Below are 19010 nucleotides of genomic sequence, written 5' to 3'. Positions count from 1 at the left end.
GCGTCTGGTGCGTGCGATCGCAAGGCGCCGGGATGTCTTCATAGCGGAGCTATGGGGACATTTCGGCAACGCCGCGAGCGTGCGTGCCAGACGCCACGACGCCGCGGAGATCCGTCAGAAGCGCCCTAGAGATCTTCCACGGTCCGGGGTACGCCGAGTCATGACGGCTGCCCTGGGCCGCGCCATGCCGGAAGAACGCAACACCCTCCGGACGTAGAGCTATGCCGCGCTGCGGCGGGAGGGGCCGGCACGACGCCCGTCCCCGCTCGCCCTCTGCGGTGAACTCCCCTCACGCCAGCCACCGAGCAGCCCTACGGCGCTCTCGACGATTAGAAGCTCATCCGTGTTCTCTGCTTCACCGGAGCGATGTCCCCCCTCGGGCACGTCGCCATAGCTCCCGACCCTGTGGAGGGCCAACTGCCAGCCTAGCGAGGGCCGTTCATGGTCACCACCGGCTCTGAACGGAGAGCTCACCTCATGCGCACTCGCACCTACCGCGCACTGCTCTGCGACCTGCGCGCAGGCCAACTCCTCGACGCCGTCCCCGTATCCGTCTCCTACCGCAGTCAGGCTTCGCGATCTGAGTCTCGCGCGACCTTGGGCGGCGCGCCGGGTAGGTTCGCCGGGCGTCAAACGTTGTCGGTGATGAAGTCTTCTACCGCGGCAGCGATGGCTTCGGGCTGCTCGTCGGGGATGAAGTGTCCAGCGTCGGGCACGACGATGCCGGTGGTATTGGCGGCCCATGGGCTGATGGAGGCGGCCATGTCCGGAACGGAGCCGTGGCTGCTGGAGATTCCGAGGATCGGCACCGTCAGGTGCCGCCGCTTGAGCGCCTCGCGGTTCTTACGCGCTGACTCCGCGGCATCTCGGTAGTACGCGAGGGAAGCGCGCAGGCCGCCGTCGACGGCCACGGCCGCCGCGTAGTGGTCGAACTCGGCGTCGTCGAACGTGTCGGGAGACAGGGCCTTCACCTTCAGAAACCAGCCGACGTACTCGCGTTCGCGGCCGGCAAGCAGCGTCTCGGGCAGGTCGGGCACCATGTGGAACGCGAAATGCCAGGTCTTCCACGCCCGATCCGGGTCGGTGGGAATCGCCTCCGGGAGGGTGATACCGGGAATTCCGGCGTCGAGCAGAGCGACCCCGCGCAGGTGGCTCTCGAAGTTGAGGGCGAGGGAGAAGGCGACCCAGGCACCGATGTCGTGGGCGACCAGGGAGTAAGTCGACACGTCGAGAGCCTTCACGGCGGCGTGGACGTGCGCGGCGACCGTGTGCGTGTCGTAGCCGCGCTCCGGGCGCTCGGAGTGGCCCTGCCCCGGCAGGTCGATCGCGATGACGCGGAACCGGTGGGCGAGGCCGGGCATCACCTTGCGCCAGGCCCACCAGGTTTGCGGGAATCCGGCGAGCAGGACGACGGCCGGGCCGCTCGACTGACCGCCATCGACGGCATGAAGGCGGACGCCGTCCGCGTCGACCCAGCGGTGAGTGAATCCGGCCAGATGCTGCAGGGGCAGGTCGCGGATGGGGTTGCTTTCGGAGACATGCGGAGTGCTGGTTGCTGGGCTGGTCACGGGGGCGCTCCATCGGTGTCAGGGGTGCGGTTGGGACGGCGTAGCTGACGGCAGCGGCTGGGACCACGTGGTGTGTTTCTCGCGCGGTCGCGAAGTGCGCGACATGCCTGGCCATGGCCACGCTTGAAGGCTACCCATCTTGAACTGGTCAGTTCAAGATAGAATGGTGCGCAACACAGCCCGAACCCTCGACGCACCAACAAGGAAGTGCCCCGTGGCAGGCAAGAAGCAGTTCGACATGGGCACGGCGCTCGACGCCGCGATGATCCAGTTCTGGCGCGACGGCCACGCCAACACCTCACTGGACGACTTGTCTCGGGCAACCGGCCTGAACCGCAGTTCCATCTACTCCTCCCTCGGCGACAAGGACACCCTCTTCCTGCGCTGCCTGGATCTCTACGCCGCGCGCTACGGCGAGAAGTACGACGCCGCCCTGTCGCGTGCAGCCTCGGAACCCGTTGCCGCTGTGCGTGCGTTCTTCGACGTCACCCTCGACCGCATCGCCGATCCCGAACTACCCGATGGATGCCTGATCGCCCAGTCAGCCATGGCAATCCCCGTACTGAGCCCGAGCGTCGCAGCGCACGCCAAGCAGGCGCTCGGCTCCCAACGCCTGCGCCTGCACACCGCGCTGAAGGCCAGCCGACTCACCGACCAGGACGCCGAAGCCTTCGCCGTACACACGGCGGCCGTGAACCAGTCGCTCGCCGTCATGAGCAGGGCCGGGGCGACCCCGGCGCAGCTCCTGGCCATCGTGAGCGTGACCGTGGACGCACTGTCGCAGGCGTTGCGCGCGTAACGAACCTGACCAGTCCTCAACCACGGCGGCGATTGGCCCACTCGGTGAGTGACATGAGGGGGTCAGGTCAGACCGCTACTACGTCGATCAGGAACGCCCCCGTCCTGGTGGGGAGATGCCTCTCCGGGACTTCAAGATCTCTGCTTCCCGACATGAATCGTGACGTAGTGCCAGGTTTCCCAAACTGGCTCAGATCAAGGGAAGTTGGATCGCGACGGATTCGATGGCTCCTACCGGCCGGCCGTAGGTCCGAGTCCCTCCGCAGGTGGACAGCACCGAGCATCGGATCGATCCCTGCCTGTCACCCAGTCAGGAAGTAACGGGACGGCACCGGTGGCCGGTTCAGGTCGTGGTGAGGCGTTTGACATCGCGGAGGATGGGGGCGGTTTCGAGGCCGTCGATGGGCAGCGGGCCGAGTTGTTCGTCGGTGTAGCGGTAGAGGTCGTGGGGGTCGCGGAAGATGCCGCTGGCGACGATGTTGGAGGGGCCGGTGGTGGCGGCCGCGAAGGGGATTTCGGGGTGGGTGGCGAGGGCCTTGCCGACGGTGCGTAGATGGGCGGGGCTCACGCGGAGCCAGAGGCGGGCGCTGAGGTGGTAGCCGAGGAGTTCGTGGTCGAAGTCGACGGCGAAGCCGATCGCACCGGTGTCGCGGAGCCGGTCCAGGCGGCGCTGGACGGTTGAGGTGGAACGTCCGGTGGCGGCGGCGAGTTCGGCGAGCGGGGCGCGTCCGTCGGTGGCGAGTTGGTTCAGGAGGGCGTGGTCGGTGGCGTCCAACGTAACGGGCGGGACGGGGGTGTCGGGGTCGCCGGAGAGCGGGCCGGTGCCGAAGCGGGTGGCGTGCCAGGTGCTGGAGGCGCCGGTGAACATGTGCAGCATGCAGTGGGCGCTGACTGCGGTGACTTGGGGAGTGCGGGGAAGTTTCTCCAGGAGCAGCACGTCGCGCTCGTGCCGGCTGCGGTGCCCTTCCTGGCGTGCCTGGGTCAGTTCCTGGTCATCCTCGACGTCACGGTGATGAACGTGGCACTCCCACCGCTGCGGGAGGACCTGGGGATGAGCGCGGCGGTATTGCAGTGGGTGACCATCGCCTACGTGATCCCGTTCTCGGGGTTCATGCTGCTGTTCGGGCGCCTGGGTGATCTGCTCGGGCAGCGGACGGTATTCCTCGCCGGCATGGCCCTGTTCACGCTCGCGAGCCTGGGCGGCGGGCTGGCGCAGCAGCCCTGGCAGATCATCGTCGCGCGGGCCGCACAAGGGCTGGGTTCGGCCGCGATCGCGCCGATCACACTGACCTTGGTGAGCACCGCCTTCACCGAGCCGGCCGCCCGTTCCCGGGCGATCGGCACCTGGGCCGCGGTCGCCTCCGCCGGTGGCGCCGCCGGCAGCCTGGTGGGCGGGGTGTTGGTGCAGTACCTCTCCTGGCGTTCGGTCCTGCTCATCAACGTCCCCGTCGGGCTCCTCGTGTTGGCCGGCTCCCTTGCCTGGCTCGCCCGGACGCGCCCGACGAGTGCGCCGAAACTGGATGTGCCCGGCGCCGTGCTGGTGTGCGCGGGGCTGGCCGGCGCCACCTTGGGCATCAGCCGCTCGGAGACGTTGGGTTGGCAGGCGGCCGGCACTTTGCTGCCCCTCGCCGCCGGCCTGGTGCTGCTGGCACTGTTCGTGCTGGTGGAGGCGCGCACGGCCGCACCGCTGATGCCGCTGCGACTGTTCGCCAACCGCGGCCTGCGCGCGGCAACGGTCGGCATCGTGCCGGTGGGTCTGATGTTCGTGGTGATGTGGTTCTTCCTGAACCTTTACGCCCAGAACCTCCTGCACTACTCCCCACTACAGGCGGGCTTGGCCATCCTCCCGCACTCCCTGGTGCTCGTGGTCGCCTCGAAGAACGCCGCCCACCTCGCCCGGCGCACCGGCATCAAGACCGTCATCACCGCGGGCCTGGCCATCACCGCGGCCGGCTCCCTGTGGCAGTACGCGACCATGACCGCCAACGGCACCTACCTGACCGCGCTCCTGCTGCCCGGCGTGGTGATGTCCCTGGGCCTGGGCTACGCCGCCACCGCACTGACGTCCCTGACCACCACCAGCGTGACCGCCGAGGACACCGGGACCGCCTCCGGCATCAGCAACACCACCCGCCAGATGGGCGGCGCCCTGGGCTTGGCTGCGCTCTCCGCCGTCGCCGCCGCCCACACCAAGCAGGACACCGGCACCGCAAGCCCCACGCAGATGGCCGAGAGCTACGGGCTGGTCTTCCTCATCGTCGCCTGCCTCTTCGCCCTGGCCACGCTCGTCATGCTCGCCATCGTCCCCTCCCACACGGGCAAAACACCGCGATGACCACCCCAACTCCCCAACCCCTGCACTGAATTCAAACAAGGAGATCCCGTGTCCGTCCTCGACATCGAGATCGGCGCCCTGAACGGCGGCCCGGCCAACCTCGCCCAGTACCGGGGCAAGGCCCTCCTGATCGTCAACGTCGCCTCCCAGTGCGGCCTGACCCCGCAGTACGCCGCCCTGGAAAAGCTCCAACAGCGGTACGCCCAGCGCGGCTTCACCGTCCTGGGAGTGCCCTGCGACCAGTTCATGGGCCAAGAACCAGGCACCCCCGACGAGATCGCCACCTTCTGCTCCACCACCTACGGCGTCACCTTCCCCATGACGGAGAAGACCCACGTCCACGGCAGGACGCGGCACCCCCTGTACACCGAGCTGATCACCGCCGCGGACGCCGACGGCCACAGCGGAGAAATCCGCTGGAACTTCGAGAAGTTCCTCATCGCCCCCGACGGCACCGTCGCCGCCCGCTTCGCCCCCCAGACCGAACCGGACGCCCCCGAGGTCCTCTCCGCCCTCGAACAGGTCCTGCCGTCCTGACACCAGATCGCGGGTGGGTCGCCGCCCCATGCCCCGGCCACCCACCCTCACCCACCGACAGAAGGACAACCCCCATGGCCACCTCCCCCATCCCCACCATCGACCTCACCTCCTGGACGACGAACCACCCCGAAGAACGCCGGCAATTAGCCGCCCACGTCGACCAGTCCCTGCAGACCACCGGATTCCTCCTGGTGACCGGACACGGCATCGACCCCACCCTGCCCACACGCCTACGCCACGCCGCACGCGACTTCTTCCACCTGCCACCGACCGTCAAGAAGCACTACGCCCAAGACGCCGGTCAGCGAGGCTGGATCGGGCGAGAGCAGGTCACCGTCGCCCACTCGGAGGGCACCAACACCCCACCGGACCTGCTGGAGGTATGGGCATCCGCCACCGAATCCTCCACCCACCTCCTCCCCCACACCTGGCCCGACGAGGTCCCTGCCCTGCGCGAGTTGGCCGCCCGGTACACCGCGCAGATGCGCACCCTGGCCGACACGCTCCTCAACGTCATGGCCGGCGCACTGCGTCAGCCGGCCGACTTCTTCACGCGCCACACCGACCGCCCGAACTGGGCCTTCAACATCAACTGGTACCCGGCCGCCCGCGAGACCGGAACCGCCGCACCCGGCCAGTTCCGCATCGGCCCCCACACCGACTTCGGCCTCATCACGATCCTGGACCGGCAGACAGGCAAGGGCGGCCTACAGGTCCACGACGACAAGGGCGGCTGGCAGGACGCCCCTTACGAACCCGGCACCGTCACCCTCAACATCGGTGACCTCATGTCCCTTTGGACCGGAGGACGTTGGCGCTCGGGACGCCACCGCGTCCTGCCCCCGCCCGCAGAAGCCCCCGGAGAAGAACTCACCTCTCTCGTCTACTTCCACGCCTGCGCCCCTCACACCCGCGTCACTCCGCTACGGGCGCCCATCGGCCGCACACCGCACGACCCCGTGATCGCCGGCGACTACATCCGCGACAAGCTCCAAATCATCGCCACCGGACACGAGCACGGCGAGCCGACGCGAGTAGCCCACTGACCTTGAACTCACCCTGTTCCCCCACTCTGCGGGGGAACAGTCGCTGGGACACGGACCCAACCGGCTACGCGGCACACTCGCCCCACGCGCCACGAAATTAGGGGCGTTTCAGGTAAATGGGGTAGAGGCATACCCGTGTCTCGACGACGTGATCCGGCTCAGCAAACGGAAGCGTCTTCAGGATCTCCGCGCGTCGCCTGATCTGGTGGGCGCGCCCGGTCCACCCATCACCAAGGTAGCGGTCTGGAACTACTTCGGGTGCCGTTCGGCGAGGCGCGATCCTACGGTGCCGGAGTCGAACCCACCTGAGGTGCAGCACGGTTGACGTTGGGCCGAGCAGCCGCATGTCCTGGGAATCGTCCACCGCGTCCACGAACGCCCCGAATACATCGGCGCCTGGGTCCAACTCCCTTGGCTCGCTGTGCCATACCAGCTCGGGATAGTGCACGTAGAGGTGACCGCCGTAGACGGCGGTCGCTCGCTCCGTGACGCGGTGGATGCCGCGGAATACCGTCTCGGTGCTGTACCGGGACGGTGGATCAGCAGTCGCGCGATCCGTTCAGGTGGACACGGTGTCGGTGTGGTCCCGTTAGCCGATCGGCGGGACCACCGTGCTGTCGAGGGCGGTCCGACCTCGCGGGTGGGTATGGAAGCCAAGGTCAGCTTCCGTGGCACGACGGCGGAGTTGAGGAACGGTCTTGGGAATCCGCGGCAGCCGATTCCCTTCTTACGTCGTGGGCGCCTCGGCCTCCGGGTTCGGACGGCCGAACGTCAGCGCCGGGATGCCAGGCAGAGCAGGGCGTTCGAGGTCGCATCGTCCGCCGGGTGGAAGGCCCAGATCCTGTGGCCTTCGCTTCCCGGCAGTTCCAAGACGTGCTGGTCGAGTGCGAGCGATCCGACCCTTGGATGCCGGAACAGTTTGTAGTCGATCGCCTTCTCATAGAGGTGGTGCTCGGCCCAGGCGGTTCTGAAGACATCGCTGTGCGCGGCCAGTTCCTCCACAAGCTGCGCCAGGCGGGCCGCCCCCGCTCCGGGGCCGGCCTGTGCGCGTAGGGCCGCCACCATGCAGCGGGCGAGTTCGGGCCACTCGGTGAAGAATGCCTGTGCTCCGGGGGCGAGGAAAACCAGGCGGGCGTAATTGTCCCGGGGCTCCAAACCCTCGTGGAGAAGACCGCCGAGTGTGTTGCTGTCCACGATGTCGAGCCATCGGTTCACCAGCAAAGCGGGCACAGTCATGGAGCCGAGTAGCTGGTGCACGGCATCCAGGCGATCCGTGTCCATGCAGGGCGCCTCTCCGCGCACGGCAGACCCTGTATCGGAGAGTTCGCGCAGGTATCGCGCCGCAATGGTGTCCAGCAGCAATGCCTTACACAGACCCTCCACCACTGCGCGGGATGGTCGGCGTTCCCTGCCCTGTTCGAGGCGGACGTAGTAGTCGGTACTGATGCCGGCCAGAAATGCCACTTCGTCTCGCCGCAGCCCGGGTACCTGGCGCTGTGCCCCCGTGGCCAGCTGGTGATGTTCAGGCCGCACTCGATTCCGTCTGGCACGCAGGAAGGCCGCCAACGGTTCGCCTCTGCTGTGCCCCCTTGAACCCTTCATGCCACCAGCGTAAGGACGGGGCGTTCACTGTGGTGGGTGGGGGAGACGACTGTGCGCCACCACGGCCGCGCAGCCCAACTGGCGCCACACCGCCGAGATCAAGACGCGCAGAGCGTTGATGCCGCTCAGAACTGCGGGCACGCGAGCTGGGTGGGTGTATCGCTCCTACCCGCCCGGTTCGCCGGGTGGCTAGCGTGTCGAACGCCTACCGAAAGGTCCGGTTCTCGGCCGAGCCACCGCCTTGCTTCCCTGCCCATCCCCGGGGAAGGCGTGTGTCAGGGCGCCGTGTGATTGCGACCGGCTTCTCGGCACCAGTACAGAACACCAAGGAAAAGAGATACGTCGATGTTCGTCATTACCGGCGCCAGTGGCCGTACCGGACGGGCCGCCGCTGTTCGCCTGCTCGCGGCCGGGTACCGCGTCCGAGCCGTCGGCCGGTCGGCCCAGCGGCTCGCCGACCTTGCCGCGCGGGGCGCTGAGGTGTGGGAAGCCGACCCGACCGACCCGGCCGCGTTGACGGATGCCTTCCGTGGAGCGGACGGCATCTACGCGGTGATCCAGCCCAACTACATTCCCGACCACCCCGACTTCCGCGCCTTCCAGGACCAGGTGGCAGCCTCCCTGACCAAGGCGGTCACCGAGTCCAGCGTGACCCGCGTCGTCGGGCTCAGCAGCTGGGGAGCCCGACACCCCAAAGGCACCGGACCGGTCATGGGGCTCCACCGCTTCGAGCAGCGCCTCTCGACCGTCCCTGGAGTCGACACGCTGTGGCTGCGAGCCGGCTACTTCATGGAGAATCTGCTGGACCACATCGACACTGCCAAGGCCCACCACCGCATCAGCGCCCCCTTCGATCCCGACATTCCCCTGCCCTTCGTCACCACCGGCGATATCGGGGTCCGAGCCGCGGAGGAACTCGCCACCGGGACCTGGCACGGAACGGAGGTCCTGGAGCTCCAAGGGGAACGCGACGTGAGCATGCGAGAAGCCGCGGGCGTGATCGCGAACGCCGTGCATGCAGACGTCCTCACCTATCAGCAGACCAGCCTCGACGACTTCCATGCGGAACTGCGAAGCAAAGGCGTGTCCGTCAACGTCGCGGACATGATGGTCGAGGTTGGCGAAGCCGTTAACTCCCGGTACATGCGGACGGAGCAGCCGCGTACCGCCCGCACGTCCACCCCCACCTCCATCGAACGGTTCATGGAGGAAGAATTCGCTCCCCGGTACCGCGCAGCCCGACCGGATTGAAGACCCTGGTGGGGGCCACCACGACGGAGAGCGATGAGCTTGGTCCTTGACCTCTTCCGTCAAGCTCGGTGCTACTGGCGGGACGTTTGATGGTCTTCCCGACTCCGTAGCGGGTGGTGGGCTGCCGGTTTCTGGAGCCAGATGGACGTCCGGGGCCCGGGCGGCTGGTTTCGACCCATGGGCCGGGTGGGCGAGTTGGGGGCGGATGTGCCGGAACCCTCGGTGGACGCGGGTCGGCGTGAGGGTCGCACCGGTATTGGTGCTCTTCTCCCAGGGCTTGCGCTGATCGGCTGTTATCGGTGTGGCGAGGCGGAGTTGGGTGTGGGCAGCGGTCACGGGGACGGGGGCTGACGGCCTGCGCACACGACTCGTTGGGCCGCTCGTCGTACCGGATGCCGTCGGTGGCAGCGACCTGTTGCACCATCGGATGGTGGTACGGGGGTGATCTCGCTCGCCTGGTCGGCGGTGACGTATCGGTGGCCGTCCCATGTCCATGCACTGTTTGCGTACGGGGCGATGCGTAACTTGATCAAGTTACCTTCCTTCCGAGTGAACCCGCTTCTGCCCGTGCCAGGAACGTCCTGGCACCGCCGTGCACTTGCTGCCCCGGCCGGCCGTTGCTGTCCGTGAATGTGACCGGCCGGGGTTCTTGCCTGCCCCTCTCGCGGGTCACGCGGCGTGTCTGGGTGCTACGCCGCATGCTTCCTGTTCACCGCGAAAGGGGCAGGAACTCGTGGAGCCGGGCCTAGCGGATTCGCTGAGGGTGGAGCTCCGCCCGCGCCCGTTCGGTGAAGAGGAGGGTGACCTCTTCGGCGTCACCAGCGGGAGCGCGGTTTAGCGGAAAACCCTGGACAGCAGCACCATCACAGCGGCCCACGCGCCGAACACAACCACCGCGATGAAGCGGACAGTTGGGACGGCCCTGACTCCGAGGGTGGGCTCGTTGCTGTCCTGTTCCTCTCGGGCTTTCTCGTGTGCCTCAGTGCCGCATCAAGGGCAGCCGGCGACCTCGTGATCCAGGTCGCTCATGCCGCTCCCTCTCCTCGCAGAGTTGACATGGGGACGGACAAGGCAGTACCGGAGCACTGCGGGGAACGAACGTGACGCCGGGGATGGCGTACCCGCGTTGCCCTTCCTCTGCTGGCCGAGGGCTAGGCACGGCACCGCCCTCTGAGCTGGTGCTTCCACATCGTCTCGCTGGCCACCACCGCCGCAGCGTAGTCGTTGCGGGCGCGTGCCTGACTCCGTTTCTCGTTCCACGACTGGCACTTGGCACACCCGGGGACGGGTTTCGGGTTCAGTCCAGCGAGTTCGCCCAGCGTCACCGGGTCTTCCTGGGCCCGCATTTGATCGCGGCAGTAGTCACCCACGGCTACCACTTCCGGCCGGTGTTCTTCCCGCTGTCCGACCCTTGGGAGCGGTCGTTGACTTCCTTGTTCTACTTGCTCAAGTCGTCAGTGTTGCCGCTCACCGTCGCCCTGCCTTCAAGTGCCGTGCCACAGTGGCGGTTTGGTTAGGGGTGAGGCGGGTCGGGACGACCCAGTGGAGGCGCACACCGTCTCCCCACTCCGTCACGTGCCCGGTGCTCGGGTCTGCGTGGATGCCGATTGCCTTCAGAACGTCATCGAAGTGCGTTCCCTCATCGGCGCACACCTGATAGGGCGTGCGAGCAGGACTGGTCATAGGAGTACCCTCCTTGCCTCTGCGTAGCGATTCCGCTACCGGGGAAGTTCCGAGTGGACCCAGCCAGGGAATCAATCAACTCACCGACTACGGAAGGTAAGTAGGCGAACGGACCGTGAACAAGAACGAGTTGAACCCGGACGCGTCTCCCGAAGCGGCCTACGGGGCACGTTTGCGCAGCCTGCGGGAGACTCGCGGCGATGGGCCCAAGAGGACCTAGCCAGCCGCACGGACTATTCCAGCGTGCATATTTCATTCGTCGAAAATGGTCGGAAACCTCCAACCCCCCGTCTTTCCAAGGCCATTGACGTAGCATTGGGGCTGGCCGGCACGGATGCCTCGTTCGAGCTTGAGTACAGACAGATCAAGCACGGCAACTTGCTGGAAGGCTTCCCGGAGTACGTCAAGTACGAGGGCAAGGCGGCAGAGATCCGGCTGTACGAAATCGGGATCATCCCTGGACTGCTACAGACGCCGGAGTACGCGCGGGTGCTGGCAGGCAATACTGCGCGGCGGGGCGCCATCACACCCGAACAGGCAGATGAGCGCGTTTCGTTCCTGGCGAAGAGGCAGGAAGCCGTGGAGCGGTCCCGCCTTCCCACACTGCTAGTAGTGATGGACGAGAGTTGCGTTCGCAGACAGGTCGGCGGCCCCGAGGTCATGAACGCGCAACTTGACCGGTTAGTGCAGTTCGCCGAGCAGCCGAACACCGTGCTTCAGATTGCCCCGTACGGCATAGGGGAGCGCCGCACGTTTGATCTCCCAATGAACTTACTGACGATGTCGGACCTTTCGGTGATCGCGTACGCGGAGTCCCAGTTGCGAGGCCACGTAGAGCGCGATACGGCAGCCGTGCTGCCGCTGCTGACGGCCTACCATCAACTACGGGCCGAATCGCTGCCCCAGGCAGCATCGGTGGCCATGATCAATGAGGTACGAAAGGGCACCCTGTGACGACCGAATCTCCTCGCTAGTTCAAGTCCTCCTACAGCAACAACGGCGGTAACTGCGTGGAGGTTGCCGTCAATGTCCCGAGCATCGTCCCCGTCCGGGATAGCAAGGCCCCCGACGGCCCCACCCTCACCCTGACCCCGCAGGCGTTCGCCGGCCTGGTGCAGTTCGCTAAGTCCTGCGCCTGATGGGCCTCGCCAGCCCGCCGTGTCCCGCCGCCCTACCTCTACGAAGCGGCGGGGCTTTCGCTTACCCGCATCACGCTGGCCAGGGCACCGGCTACTGACCGCCACACCCAGCGGTGCCCCCGCCGGGGTATCTCCCGACGGGGGCGCCTTGCGCTGTCTCCCAGGTCGCGCAAGGGTGTTCCAGCAGTCGTGGAACGCGGAGGAGACGGCCTTGTTCGGCTGCGGGTCCGCGAGCGGAGGCCCGTCGTGGCCCTCGTCGGTGACGAACACCAATCCCGTCCGGATCAAATGCGCCTCGCTCTCCACGGTGCACTGCCGGGGAAGTCTCGCCCCGAGTCCAGTCACATCCCGCAGTATCCATCGCCGCGGTGAACTGGGAGTAGGTCACTTCCGGCAGATGGCTGATCATGGTGTTCGCCCGTGCGTCGGGAACTTCGATCTCCGCGTGCCAGACCGGGACGATGACCTGGACCACCAACTGACCGCTACATAGGGCCGGTTCGAGCTGGACATGAACTCCCGCCTCGACCTGATCCCGGCGGCCGTGGTCCCCGGCCAGCGCGGTTCGTGCGACCGGCCCCGACCGCCGTGTGACGCCCTACCCTCGCCTGAAGCGCTTCCACGTCACCGCCTTGGAACCCTTCACCCCCGTGACCGCCGAAGGGGCACTCGCCCACCACGCCGCCGCCCCCAGGCCCGCTGAGCCTCCCGGCCACGGGCGGCGGCGAGGGCTGGGGATCTGGCCTGGGATCGCCAGCTCAGCGGTCCGCTCCGGCCCGGTTCAGGCTTCCTGGCCGGTGGCGGCCAGGACGATCTCCCGGATGGTGACGTTCTGCGGCTGGCGGTAGGCGTAGGCGATGGCCTCGGCCACCACCTGCGGGTCCAGGGCGCCCCCGGCGGACTTCTTCCACGCCTCGTAGTCGTCCTTGATCTGCTCGTCGCTGGTGTGGGAGAGCAGTTCGGTCTCCACTGCGCCGGGGGCGATGGTCACCACCCGTACACCGGCCGAGGCGACCTCCTCACGCAGGTTCTCCGACAGGGCGTGCACGGCGAACTTGGTGGCGACGTACGCGGCGTGGTTGGCGAAGGTCTTGCGGCCCGCGACGGAGCTGACGTTGATGATCGTGCCGGCGCCGCGGGCGAGCATGCCGGGCAGCACCGCGCGGGTGCCGTACAGCACGCCCTTGACGTTGAGGTCGACCATCCGGTCCCACTCCTCGACCGGCTGGTCACCGATCCGGCCCAGCAGCATGACCCCGGCGTTGTTGACGATCGCGTCGGCGGGGCCGAACCGCTCCTCCGCCTCGCGCACGGCCGCCTCCACCGCGGCGCGGTCGGTGACGTCCACCTTGCGGCACAGCGTGTCCGGCAGGGCGAGTTCCTCCAGCTTCTCCAGCCTGCGGGCGAGCAGCAGCAGCGGGTGGCCCTGCGCGGAGAGCAGGCGGGCGGTCGCGGCGCCGATGCCGGAGCTCGCGCCGGTGATGACGATCAGGGGCTTGGCCATGAGGAGAACCTCCGAGGTGGTGTGCGCTGTCGCATTCCAGGAGATCACCGTGCCGGGCCTCGCGCGTGCCGCCACGGGAGCCCGGACCCACCGGGGGTCCGGCAGACCCCCTCTCGCGGCGCCCGGCCCCCGCGCACCGTTCTAGCCTGAAGGAATGAGCACGTCGGCGGAGCGCGGACCCAATCTGGAACTGCGGGACTTCCTGCGCTCGCGCAGGGCCAGGATCAGCCCCGACGAGGCGGGCCTTGGCCCGCACGCCGGCCGGCGCCGGGTGCCTGGCCTGCGCCGCGAGGAGGTCGCCCAGCTGGCCGGCGTCAGCGTCGACTACTACGTCCGCCTGGAACGCGGCCGCACCCCCAATGCCTCGGCCGCCGTCCTGGACGCCGTCGCCCGCGCCCTGCGCCTCGACCCCACCGAGCGGAACCACCTGTTCGACCTGGCCAAACCCAGGCCGGGCACCGGCCGCCGACGCCCCGCGCCGGTTCAGCGGGTGCGGCCCGGACTGCTACGAGCCCTGGACGCCCTGACCACCACGCCCGCGATGATCCTCGGCCACCGGCTCGACGTCCTCGCCGCCAACCCGCTCGCCAAGGCCCTCTACACCGACTTCGACGCCCTACCCCACCGCGAGCGCAACCTCGCCCGCTTCATCTTCCTCGACCCCACCGCCCACGACCTCCTCGCCGACTGGGAGACCGCCGCCCGCGGCACCGTGGCCGCCCTGCGCCTCTACGCCGGCCGCCACCCGCACGACCCGCGCCTGGCCGAACTCGTCGGCGAGCTGTCCGTGCGGGACGAGGACTTCCGCCAGTGGTGGGCCGACCACGACGTCCTCGAATACACCCACGGCACCAAGCTCTACCGCCACCCCCTCGCCGGTGAACTCACCCTCGAATACGAGTCCCTCACCCTCCCCGACGACCCCGACCAAACCCTCTACCTCTACACCGCCGAACCCGACAGCCCCTCCGACCACGCCCTGCGCCTGCTCGCCGGGTGGTCCGCCCCCGCACCGCGAGCCGGTGATCGCGCGTAGCCGTCGCGCCGGTCCATGGTCGGTAGGCGAAAGCGGTGTCGCCGTCATCGTGCTGGAGCAGAAGCCCGCAGAATGTCATGACTCCCTACCAACTGCTGCATAGTTCTTTTCCTGGACCTTTTCTGGGTGTGAGTCGGACTTCGACGACTGAAGACGGAAGACTGACGATCACTGTCCGAGACCTCGGCGTGGAGGGTGACATGGCAGCGGTACCTGCGTTCGGCGTGAATCGCTTCGACTTCACCTCCCCCATGGCTTTCGCCGCTGATGTGGAGCGGGCCGAACGTCTCGGTTGGGACCACGCGTTCATCCCGTCGACCCCGCTGCTGTTGCGCGACCCGTATGTGAACCTGGCGTTCGCTGCCGAGCGTACGCAGCGCATCGGGCTCGGACCGCTCATCGAGAATCCGGTGATGCGGCATCCCGCGGTGATCGCCTCGTCGATCGCCACAGTGGCGGGCCTGGCTCCCGACAGGACGATGCTCACCTACGGCGCGGGCGACACAGCGGTCCGACTGATGGGCCAGAGCCCGGCCACCGTGGCCCGCCTCGCCGAAGCGGTCACCCTCACCAAGGAGCTCTTGTCCGGCGACGAGGTGGCGGCACCGGCCGCCGCCCGACGCGCCCGCCTGACCCACGCAGCCCCGGTCCCCGTGTGGATCGCGGCCGCCGGACCGCGCACGCTACGCATGGCAGGCCAGGTCGCCGACGGAGTGTTCATCCGCGTCGGACGCCACCCCGCCAACCTCCGCGCGGCCGTCGAAGCCGTACGTACCGGGGCGGCACAGGCCGGCCGCGACCCGGACCGGATCAGGATCGGGGCCGTCTTCCACACCGTGCTCGACGACGACCTCGAACGCGCCGCCCTGATCAGCCGCTCCATGGCCGCCGGTTACTACGAGTACTCACCCCAACTGTTCGCCCCTCCGGGGTTCGAGTGGAACGGACCCCCTATCGACGAGCTCAAGTCGAAGGTGTGGCCGGACTTCCACCACGCCGCCGACCTGACCGCATCAGGCCGCATCGTGTCCTTCCTGCCCGACGAGGTGGCCGACGCCTTCGCCCTCTACGGGACGCCCGCGATGATCGCCGCACAACTGACGACCGTCCTCGAAGAGGGCCTGCCCCTCTCCGTGGTCGTCGCGCACCCGATGCCGGCCCCGCTGTCAGCCGGCCGCTCGCCGTTCATCGAGCGCTTCGCGACCGAGGTCATCCCACTGGTTCGCGACCGGCTCGGGAGCTGACGGGGTTGCGGTGAGCCTGAGTCCCCTTCACCCAAGGCGTGCGGGTGTCTGGGCCGGCCATCAGCCATCGAGGTCTCGTAGTCATCTCCCGTAGGGCGACACCTGGGCGTTCGCGGAAGTGTCCACTTTCGGAGAAGGCTTTCGTCACTCCCGCTGTGCGCACTTCGCACCCATGATGGGACGCGTACGGAAACTCTCGATAGGGAGAACACGGCGGTCCTCGGGCGCGGCCGTTGTCGCCCACGCCGCGGTGCTCGGGCGTCCTCGCGACGGCGTACTGGACGGCCGTCGATGAGTTGCGTCTCGCTGCCCTCCACATACCCGTGCCGCTGCGCCGTGTGGTGGTCGGTTTGAGCTCAAGTTCATCGAGCCGCAAGGAACTTCACAGATCCGCGAAGGAAGAACGATGACGGATTGCCGACTTCGGGCCGTGCGCGCGGGCCACCTCTTCGACGGCCGCGCGGTCCTGGGAGCAGGCATGGTCCTGATCGAGAAGGGCCGGATTCTCGATGTCGACACCACCGGGGCCGCTCCCCCGGCCGAAGCCGAACTCGTCGATCTGGGCCCGGACACCTGGCTGCTGCCTGGACTGATCGACACCCACGTCCATTTGGCGTTCGACGCGAGTGACGATGTGGTGGCGCGGCTGGTGGCGGCCGACGACTCCACCTTGCTGGCGCGCATGCGCGACGCCGCGGCCAGGGCGCTGCGCGCCGGCATCACCACCGTGCGCGATCTGGGCGACCGTGGATACCTGTCACTGGCGCTGCGCCAGGAGATCGCCGACGGGGTTCGGCCGGGCCCGCACATCGTCGCGTCCGGGCCGCCGATCACCACGCCGGGCGGGCACTGTCACTTCCTCGGGGGCGAGGCCGCGGGGGTCGAGGCCGTCCGGGCCGCGGTGCGTGAGCGCCATGACCGGGGCTGCTCCGTGGTCAAGGTGATGGCCAGCGGCGGAGTGCTGACGGCGGGCAGCACGGCGCATCTGCCGCAGTACGGGTTCGCCGAGCTACGGGCGGCCGTCGAGGAGGCACACCGACTGGGAATGCCGACGGCTGCGCACGTGCATCCAGGAGCGTCCGTCGTCGACGCGCTCGCAGCCGGCTTCGACAGCCTGGAGCATGTGACGTTCCTGAGCGAAACAGGCGTCGAGGCCGACCTGTTGACCATCCGCAGCATCGCGGTGCGGGGTGTCGTCGTGGGGACCACGGTCGGCAGCCTGCCGGGGGCTCGCCCGGTCTCCGCGTCCGTGCTGGCCTGTGCGGACGGTGTACGTGCGGTGCGCGCTCGGCTGCATCGCGCCGGGGCTCGGATGGTTGCTGGCAGCGATGCGGGCATCGCGCCGGGCAAGCCGCACGACGTTCTTCCGTACGGCATCGCGGCGCTCGCCGAGTTGGGGATGACGCCGGTGCAGGCGCTGAGTGCCGCGACCGTCGAGGCCGCGGCCGCCTGCGGGGTGGGGCACCGCAAGGGCCGGATCGCGCGGGGGATGGATGCCGATCTGTTGGCGGTGTCTGGCGGGTTGTTGTCCGACCTCTCCGCGCTTCGTGAGGTGCGGGCCGTGTTCAGGGAGGGACGACGGGTGCGTTGACCGGGCCGCGGCTGCCTGACTGCTGTGGCGGGAGTGGGTGTGGGTGTGGGCGGGCCCTGGAGACACCCACAGTGGTGTCGGCGTTGCATGCCGATTCGCCTGTTTCCGGGCCGGCGGCGAACAGGATTCCTGCCCTCCGCCGCCAGACAGAAGGTCCCCCGTGCATCGCCAGGTGGCACTTCTCCGTCAACTTTTGCCCGACGACACGTGCAAATCCGGACTGATAGAGCTTTCTCTGACGACCTGTTAGCGATCGTTTGGCGGTGCCCATGCCCCGGAGCGAACCTCTACAGCAGATCCGGCGATTCCAGGATGGCCGGCAGCCGGTACGGCCTGCCACGGCCGCCCCTCCAGCAACCTGGCTCTCGCATACCCAGAAGCCGGCATCCCCCGACGTGGTCGGCGGGCTGTTCGCCCGTCAGCAGGAGAAGATCCGCCGGCGCAACCACCAGGCACGGTTCGAGGCGCTCCGTGGCAAGGGAGCCCAGGCGGTGGCGGCGAAGGGACGGCCATTGCCACCTGGGAGCGTGGTACTGCAGTTGGGAGTTGTGCCCACGTTCTTCGAGATGGTCCACGCCGCCCTCCCCGAGGCCCTCCAGGCGAAGAAGGTCAACTATGCCCTGCTCGCACAGGAGTTGGCACCGGATCGGCTGGCAACCAAGGCTGCGCACTTCATCGGCGCCGGTGAATACGTCCTGCCCGTACTGGAGGGCAGCAGCACCACGTGGAACTACCGATGCCGCGTCCGGATCTCACTGGACCTGGCAGAACAACCCTCCCGCGTCACCGACCTGACGAAGGCCAGCATGGGACACGCCTGGAGTTCGAACAGCGGCGTCACGCAAACCCACGGCCGGACCACCGGCCCCACCTTTACCGCTGGCGGCACCGCCGGCACCCAGATGGGCCTCGGACTTCCCGGCGGCACCGCGAACGCCGCAGTCGCATACAAACGGGAGACCACAACGGGCTTCAGCCACAACAGCGGACATGAGCGCTCCGACAACTTCACCTACCCCGAAGGCGCCACGGTCACCGACACGCACGCCAACCTGCGTGTCCGGATCGACTGGGACAAGCGCCCGCGCGCACTGGCCGCCTGGGCGCGCGGCCAGGCACACAAAGAGCTCGTCATGGACGGACTGGGGTGGTCGAGCTCCGACGGTGCTACCGCCAAGCTCCAAGACTTCCGGGAGGTCTTCACCTCAGTGCCGATCACGTACGCCGCGCCCAGCTCGCTGGCCGGTCCGCACCCGACCGTGGGCGAGCGGGACACGTCCGACGAAGGCCCCGTCTGGGTCTAGGGCTTTCCCCGTTCTTCGCTGTCCGGTGCGCGGAGACCCGCCGACGACGAGCGGAACGCATCCGCGCGAAGCAACAATTCACCACCCTGGGAGTCGAGATGCACAGTGTCGCCCTCGCCGATCTGCCTGGCGAGGATGGCGCGGGCGAGACTGTCGCCGACCGCTGTCTGGATCAGGCGGCGCAGCGGGCGGGCTCCGTACGCCGGCTCGTTGCCGTTCTCCGCGAGCCAGACCAGGGCATCGGCCGTGACGTCCAGGGTGAGCCGGCGGCCGTCCAGGCGGCGCTGGAGGTGGTCCAGCTGGATCCGCGCGATCCGCTGGAGCTGGTCGGTGCCCAGCGGGTGGAAGACCACCAGGTCGTCGAGCCGG

13 protein-coding genes and 3 pseudogenes are annotated in these 19010 nt (G+C 68.2%); 11 read left to right on the top strand and 5 right to left on the bottom strand.

Annotation, left to right across the window (positions count from 1 at the left end; all coding sequences use genetic code 11):
• Positions 1-629: 629 nt before the first annotated feature.
• Positions 630-1568, bottom strand: a complete 939-nt coding sequence (locus ACIQU6_RS41515; RefSeq protein ID WP_403487363.1) for an alpha/beta fold hydrolase — start codon at positions 1566-1568, stop codon at positions 630-632.
• 214 nt (positions 1569-1782) lie between these two features.
• Between ACIQU6_RS41515 and ACIQU6_RS41510 the strand changes: the two genes are divergently transcribed.
• On the top strand, positions 1783-2367 hold the full coding sequence (locus ACIQU6_RS41510) for a TetR/AcrR family transcriptional regulator (RefSeq protein ID WP_403487361.1): 585 nt from the start codon (positions 1783-1785) through the stop codon (positions 2365-2367).
• 342 nt (positions 2368-2709) lie between these two features.
• Here the strand turns inward: ACIQU6_RS41510 and ACIQU6_RS41505 are convergent, their stop codons facing one another.
• A complete protein-coding gene (locus ACIQU6_RS41505; protein ID WP_403487359.1) occupies positions 2710-3303 on the bottom strand; it encodes an Lrp/AsnC family transcriptional regulator in 594 nt (197 codons plus the stop codon).
• Positions 3304-3312: 9 nt separating this feature from the next.
• On the opposite strand from ACIQU6_RS41505, the gene ACIQU6_RS41500 reads away from it, so the two are divergent.
• The 3 genes from ACIQU6_RS41500 to ACIQU6_RS41490 all read left to right on the top strand — a co-directional run bounded on the left by ACIQU6_RS41500 (position 3313) and on the right by ACIQU6_RS41490 (position 6287).
• Positions 3313-4701 carry an MFS transporter gene (locus tag ACIQU6_RS41500; protein ID WP_403487357.1) on the top strand — a complete coding sequence of 463 codons (1389 nt, stop codon included), beginning with the start codon at positions 3313-3315 and terminating at the stop codon, positions 4699-4701.
• A gap of 48 nt (positions 4702-4749) precedes the next feature.
• Positions 4750-5238, top strand: a complete 489-nt coding sequence (locus tag ACIQU6_RS41495; RefSeq protein WP_403487350.1) for a glutathione peroxidase — start codon at positions 4750-4752, stop codon at positions 5236-5238.
• A gap of 74 nt (positions 5239-5312) precedes the next feature.
• On the top strand, positions 5313-6287 hold the full coding sequence (locus ACIQU6_RS41490; RefSeq protein WP_403487348.1) for an isopenicillin N synthase family dioxygenase: 975 nt from the start codon (positions 5313-5315) through the stop codon (positions 6285-6287).
• A 771-nt stretch (positions 6288-7058) separates the two neighbouring features.
• Here ACIQU6_RS41490 and ACIQU6_RS41485 read toward each other — a convergent pair.
• Positions 7059-7889, bottom strand: coding sequence for a helix-turn-helix domain-containing protein (locus ACIQU6_RS41485; RefSeq protein WP_403487346.1), 831 nt, complete (start codon positions 7887-7889; stop codon positions 7059-7061).
• A gap of 345 nt (positions 7890-8234) precedes the next feature.
• On the opposite strand from ACIQU6_RS41485, the gene ACIQU6_RS41480 reads away from it, so the two are divergent.
• From ACIQU6_RS41480 to ACIQU6_RS41470, 3 genes and pseudogenes are all read left to right on the top strand, one after another.
• Positions 8235-9140, top strand: a complete 906-nt coding sequence (locus ACIQU6_RS41480; protein ID WP_403487344.1) for an NAD(P)H-binding protein — start codon at positions 8235-8237, stop codon at positions 9138-9140.
• Between the two features lie 1798 nt (positions 9141-10938).
• Positions 10939-11777, top strand: a pseudogene (locus tag ACIQU6_RS41475) (helix-turn-helix domain-containing protein).
• Positions 11774-11962: pseudogene (locus ACIQU6_RS41470) on the top strand (DUF397 domain-containing protein). The pseudogenes ACIQU6_RS41475 and ACIQU6_RS41470 overlap by 4 nt, the downstream one beginning before the upstream one ends.
• A gap of 781 nt (positions 11963-12743) precedes the next feature.
• Here the strand turns inward: ACIQU6_RS41470 and ACIQU6_RS41465 are convergent.
• Positions 12744-13466: an SDR family oxidoreductase gene (locus ACIQU6_RS41465; protein WP_403487342.1), complete on the bottom strand. Its 723-nt coding sequence runs from the start codon at positions 13464-13466 to the stop codon at positions 12744-12746.
• Between the two features lie 154 nt (positions 13467-13620).
• On the opposite strand from ACIQU6_RS41465, the gene ACIQU6_RS41460 reads away from it, so the two are divergent.
• The 4 genes from ACIQU6_RS41460 to ACIQU6_RS41445 all read left to right on the top strand — a co-directional run bounded on the left by ACIQU6_RS41460 (position 13621) and on the right by ACIQU6_RS41445 (position 18641).
• Positions 13621-14502 carry a helix-turn-helix domain-containing protein gene (locus ACIQU6_RS41460; protein ID WP_403487340.1) on the top strand — a complete coding sequence of 294 codons (882 nt, stop codon included), beginning with the start codon at positions 13621-13623 and terminating at the stop codon, positions 14500-14502.
• Between the two features lie 200 nt (positions 14503-14702).
• Positions 14703-15746: an LLM class flavin-dependent oxidoreductase gene (locus ACIQU6_RS41455; protein WP_403487338.1), complete on the top strand. Its 1044-nt coding sequence runs from the start codon at positions 14703-14705 to the stop codon at positions 15744-15746.
• A gap of 406 nt (positions 15747-16152) precedes the next feature.
• Positions 16153-17337, top strand: coding sequence for an amidohydrolase family protein (locus tag ACIQU6_RS41450; protein WP_403487336.1), 1185 nt, complete (start codon positions 16153-16155; stop codon positions 17335-17337).
• Between the two features lie 263 nt (positions 17338-17600).
• On the top strand, positions 17601-18641 hold the full coding sequence (locus ACIQU6_RS41445; RefSeq protein WP_403487334.1) for a hypothetical protein: 1041 nt from the start codon (positions 17601-17603) through the stop codon (positions 18639-18641).
• Here ACIQU6_RS41445 and ACIQU6_RS41440 read toward each other — a convergent pair.
• Positions 18638-19010, bottom strand: a pseudogene (locus ACIQU6_RS41440) (hypothetical protein); the annotation flags it as partial. The gene ACIQU6_RS41445 and the pseudogene ACIQU6_RS41440 sit on opposite strands and share 4 nt — an antisense overlap.

The sequence above is a fragment of the Streptomyces sp. NPDC090442 genome (genome assembly GCF_044769405.1).
GTDB lineage: Bacteria > Actinomycetota > Actinomycetes > Streptomycetales > Streptomycetaceae > Streptomyces.
This window is presented reverse-complemented; position numbering and strand designations above follow the sequence as displayed.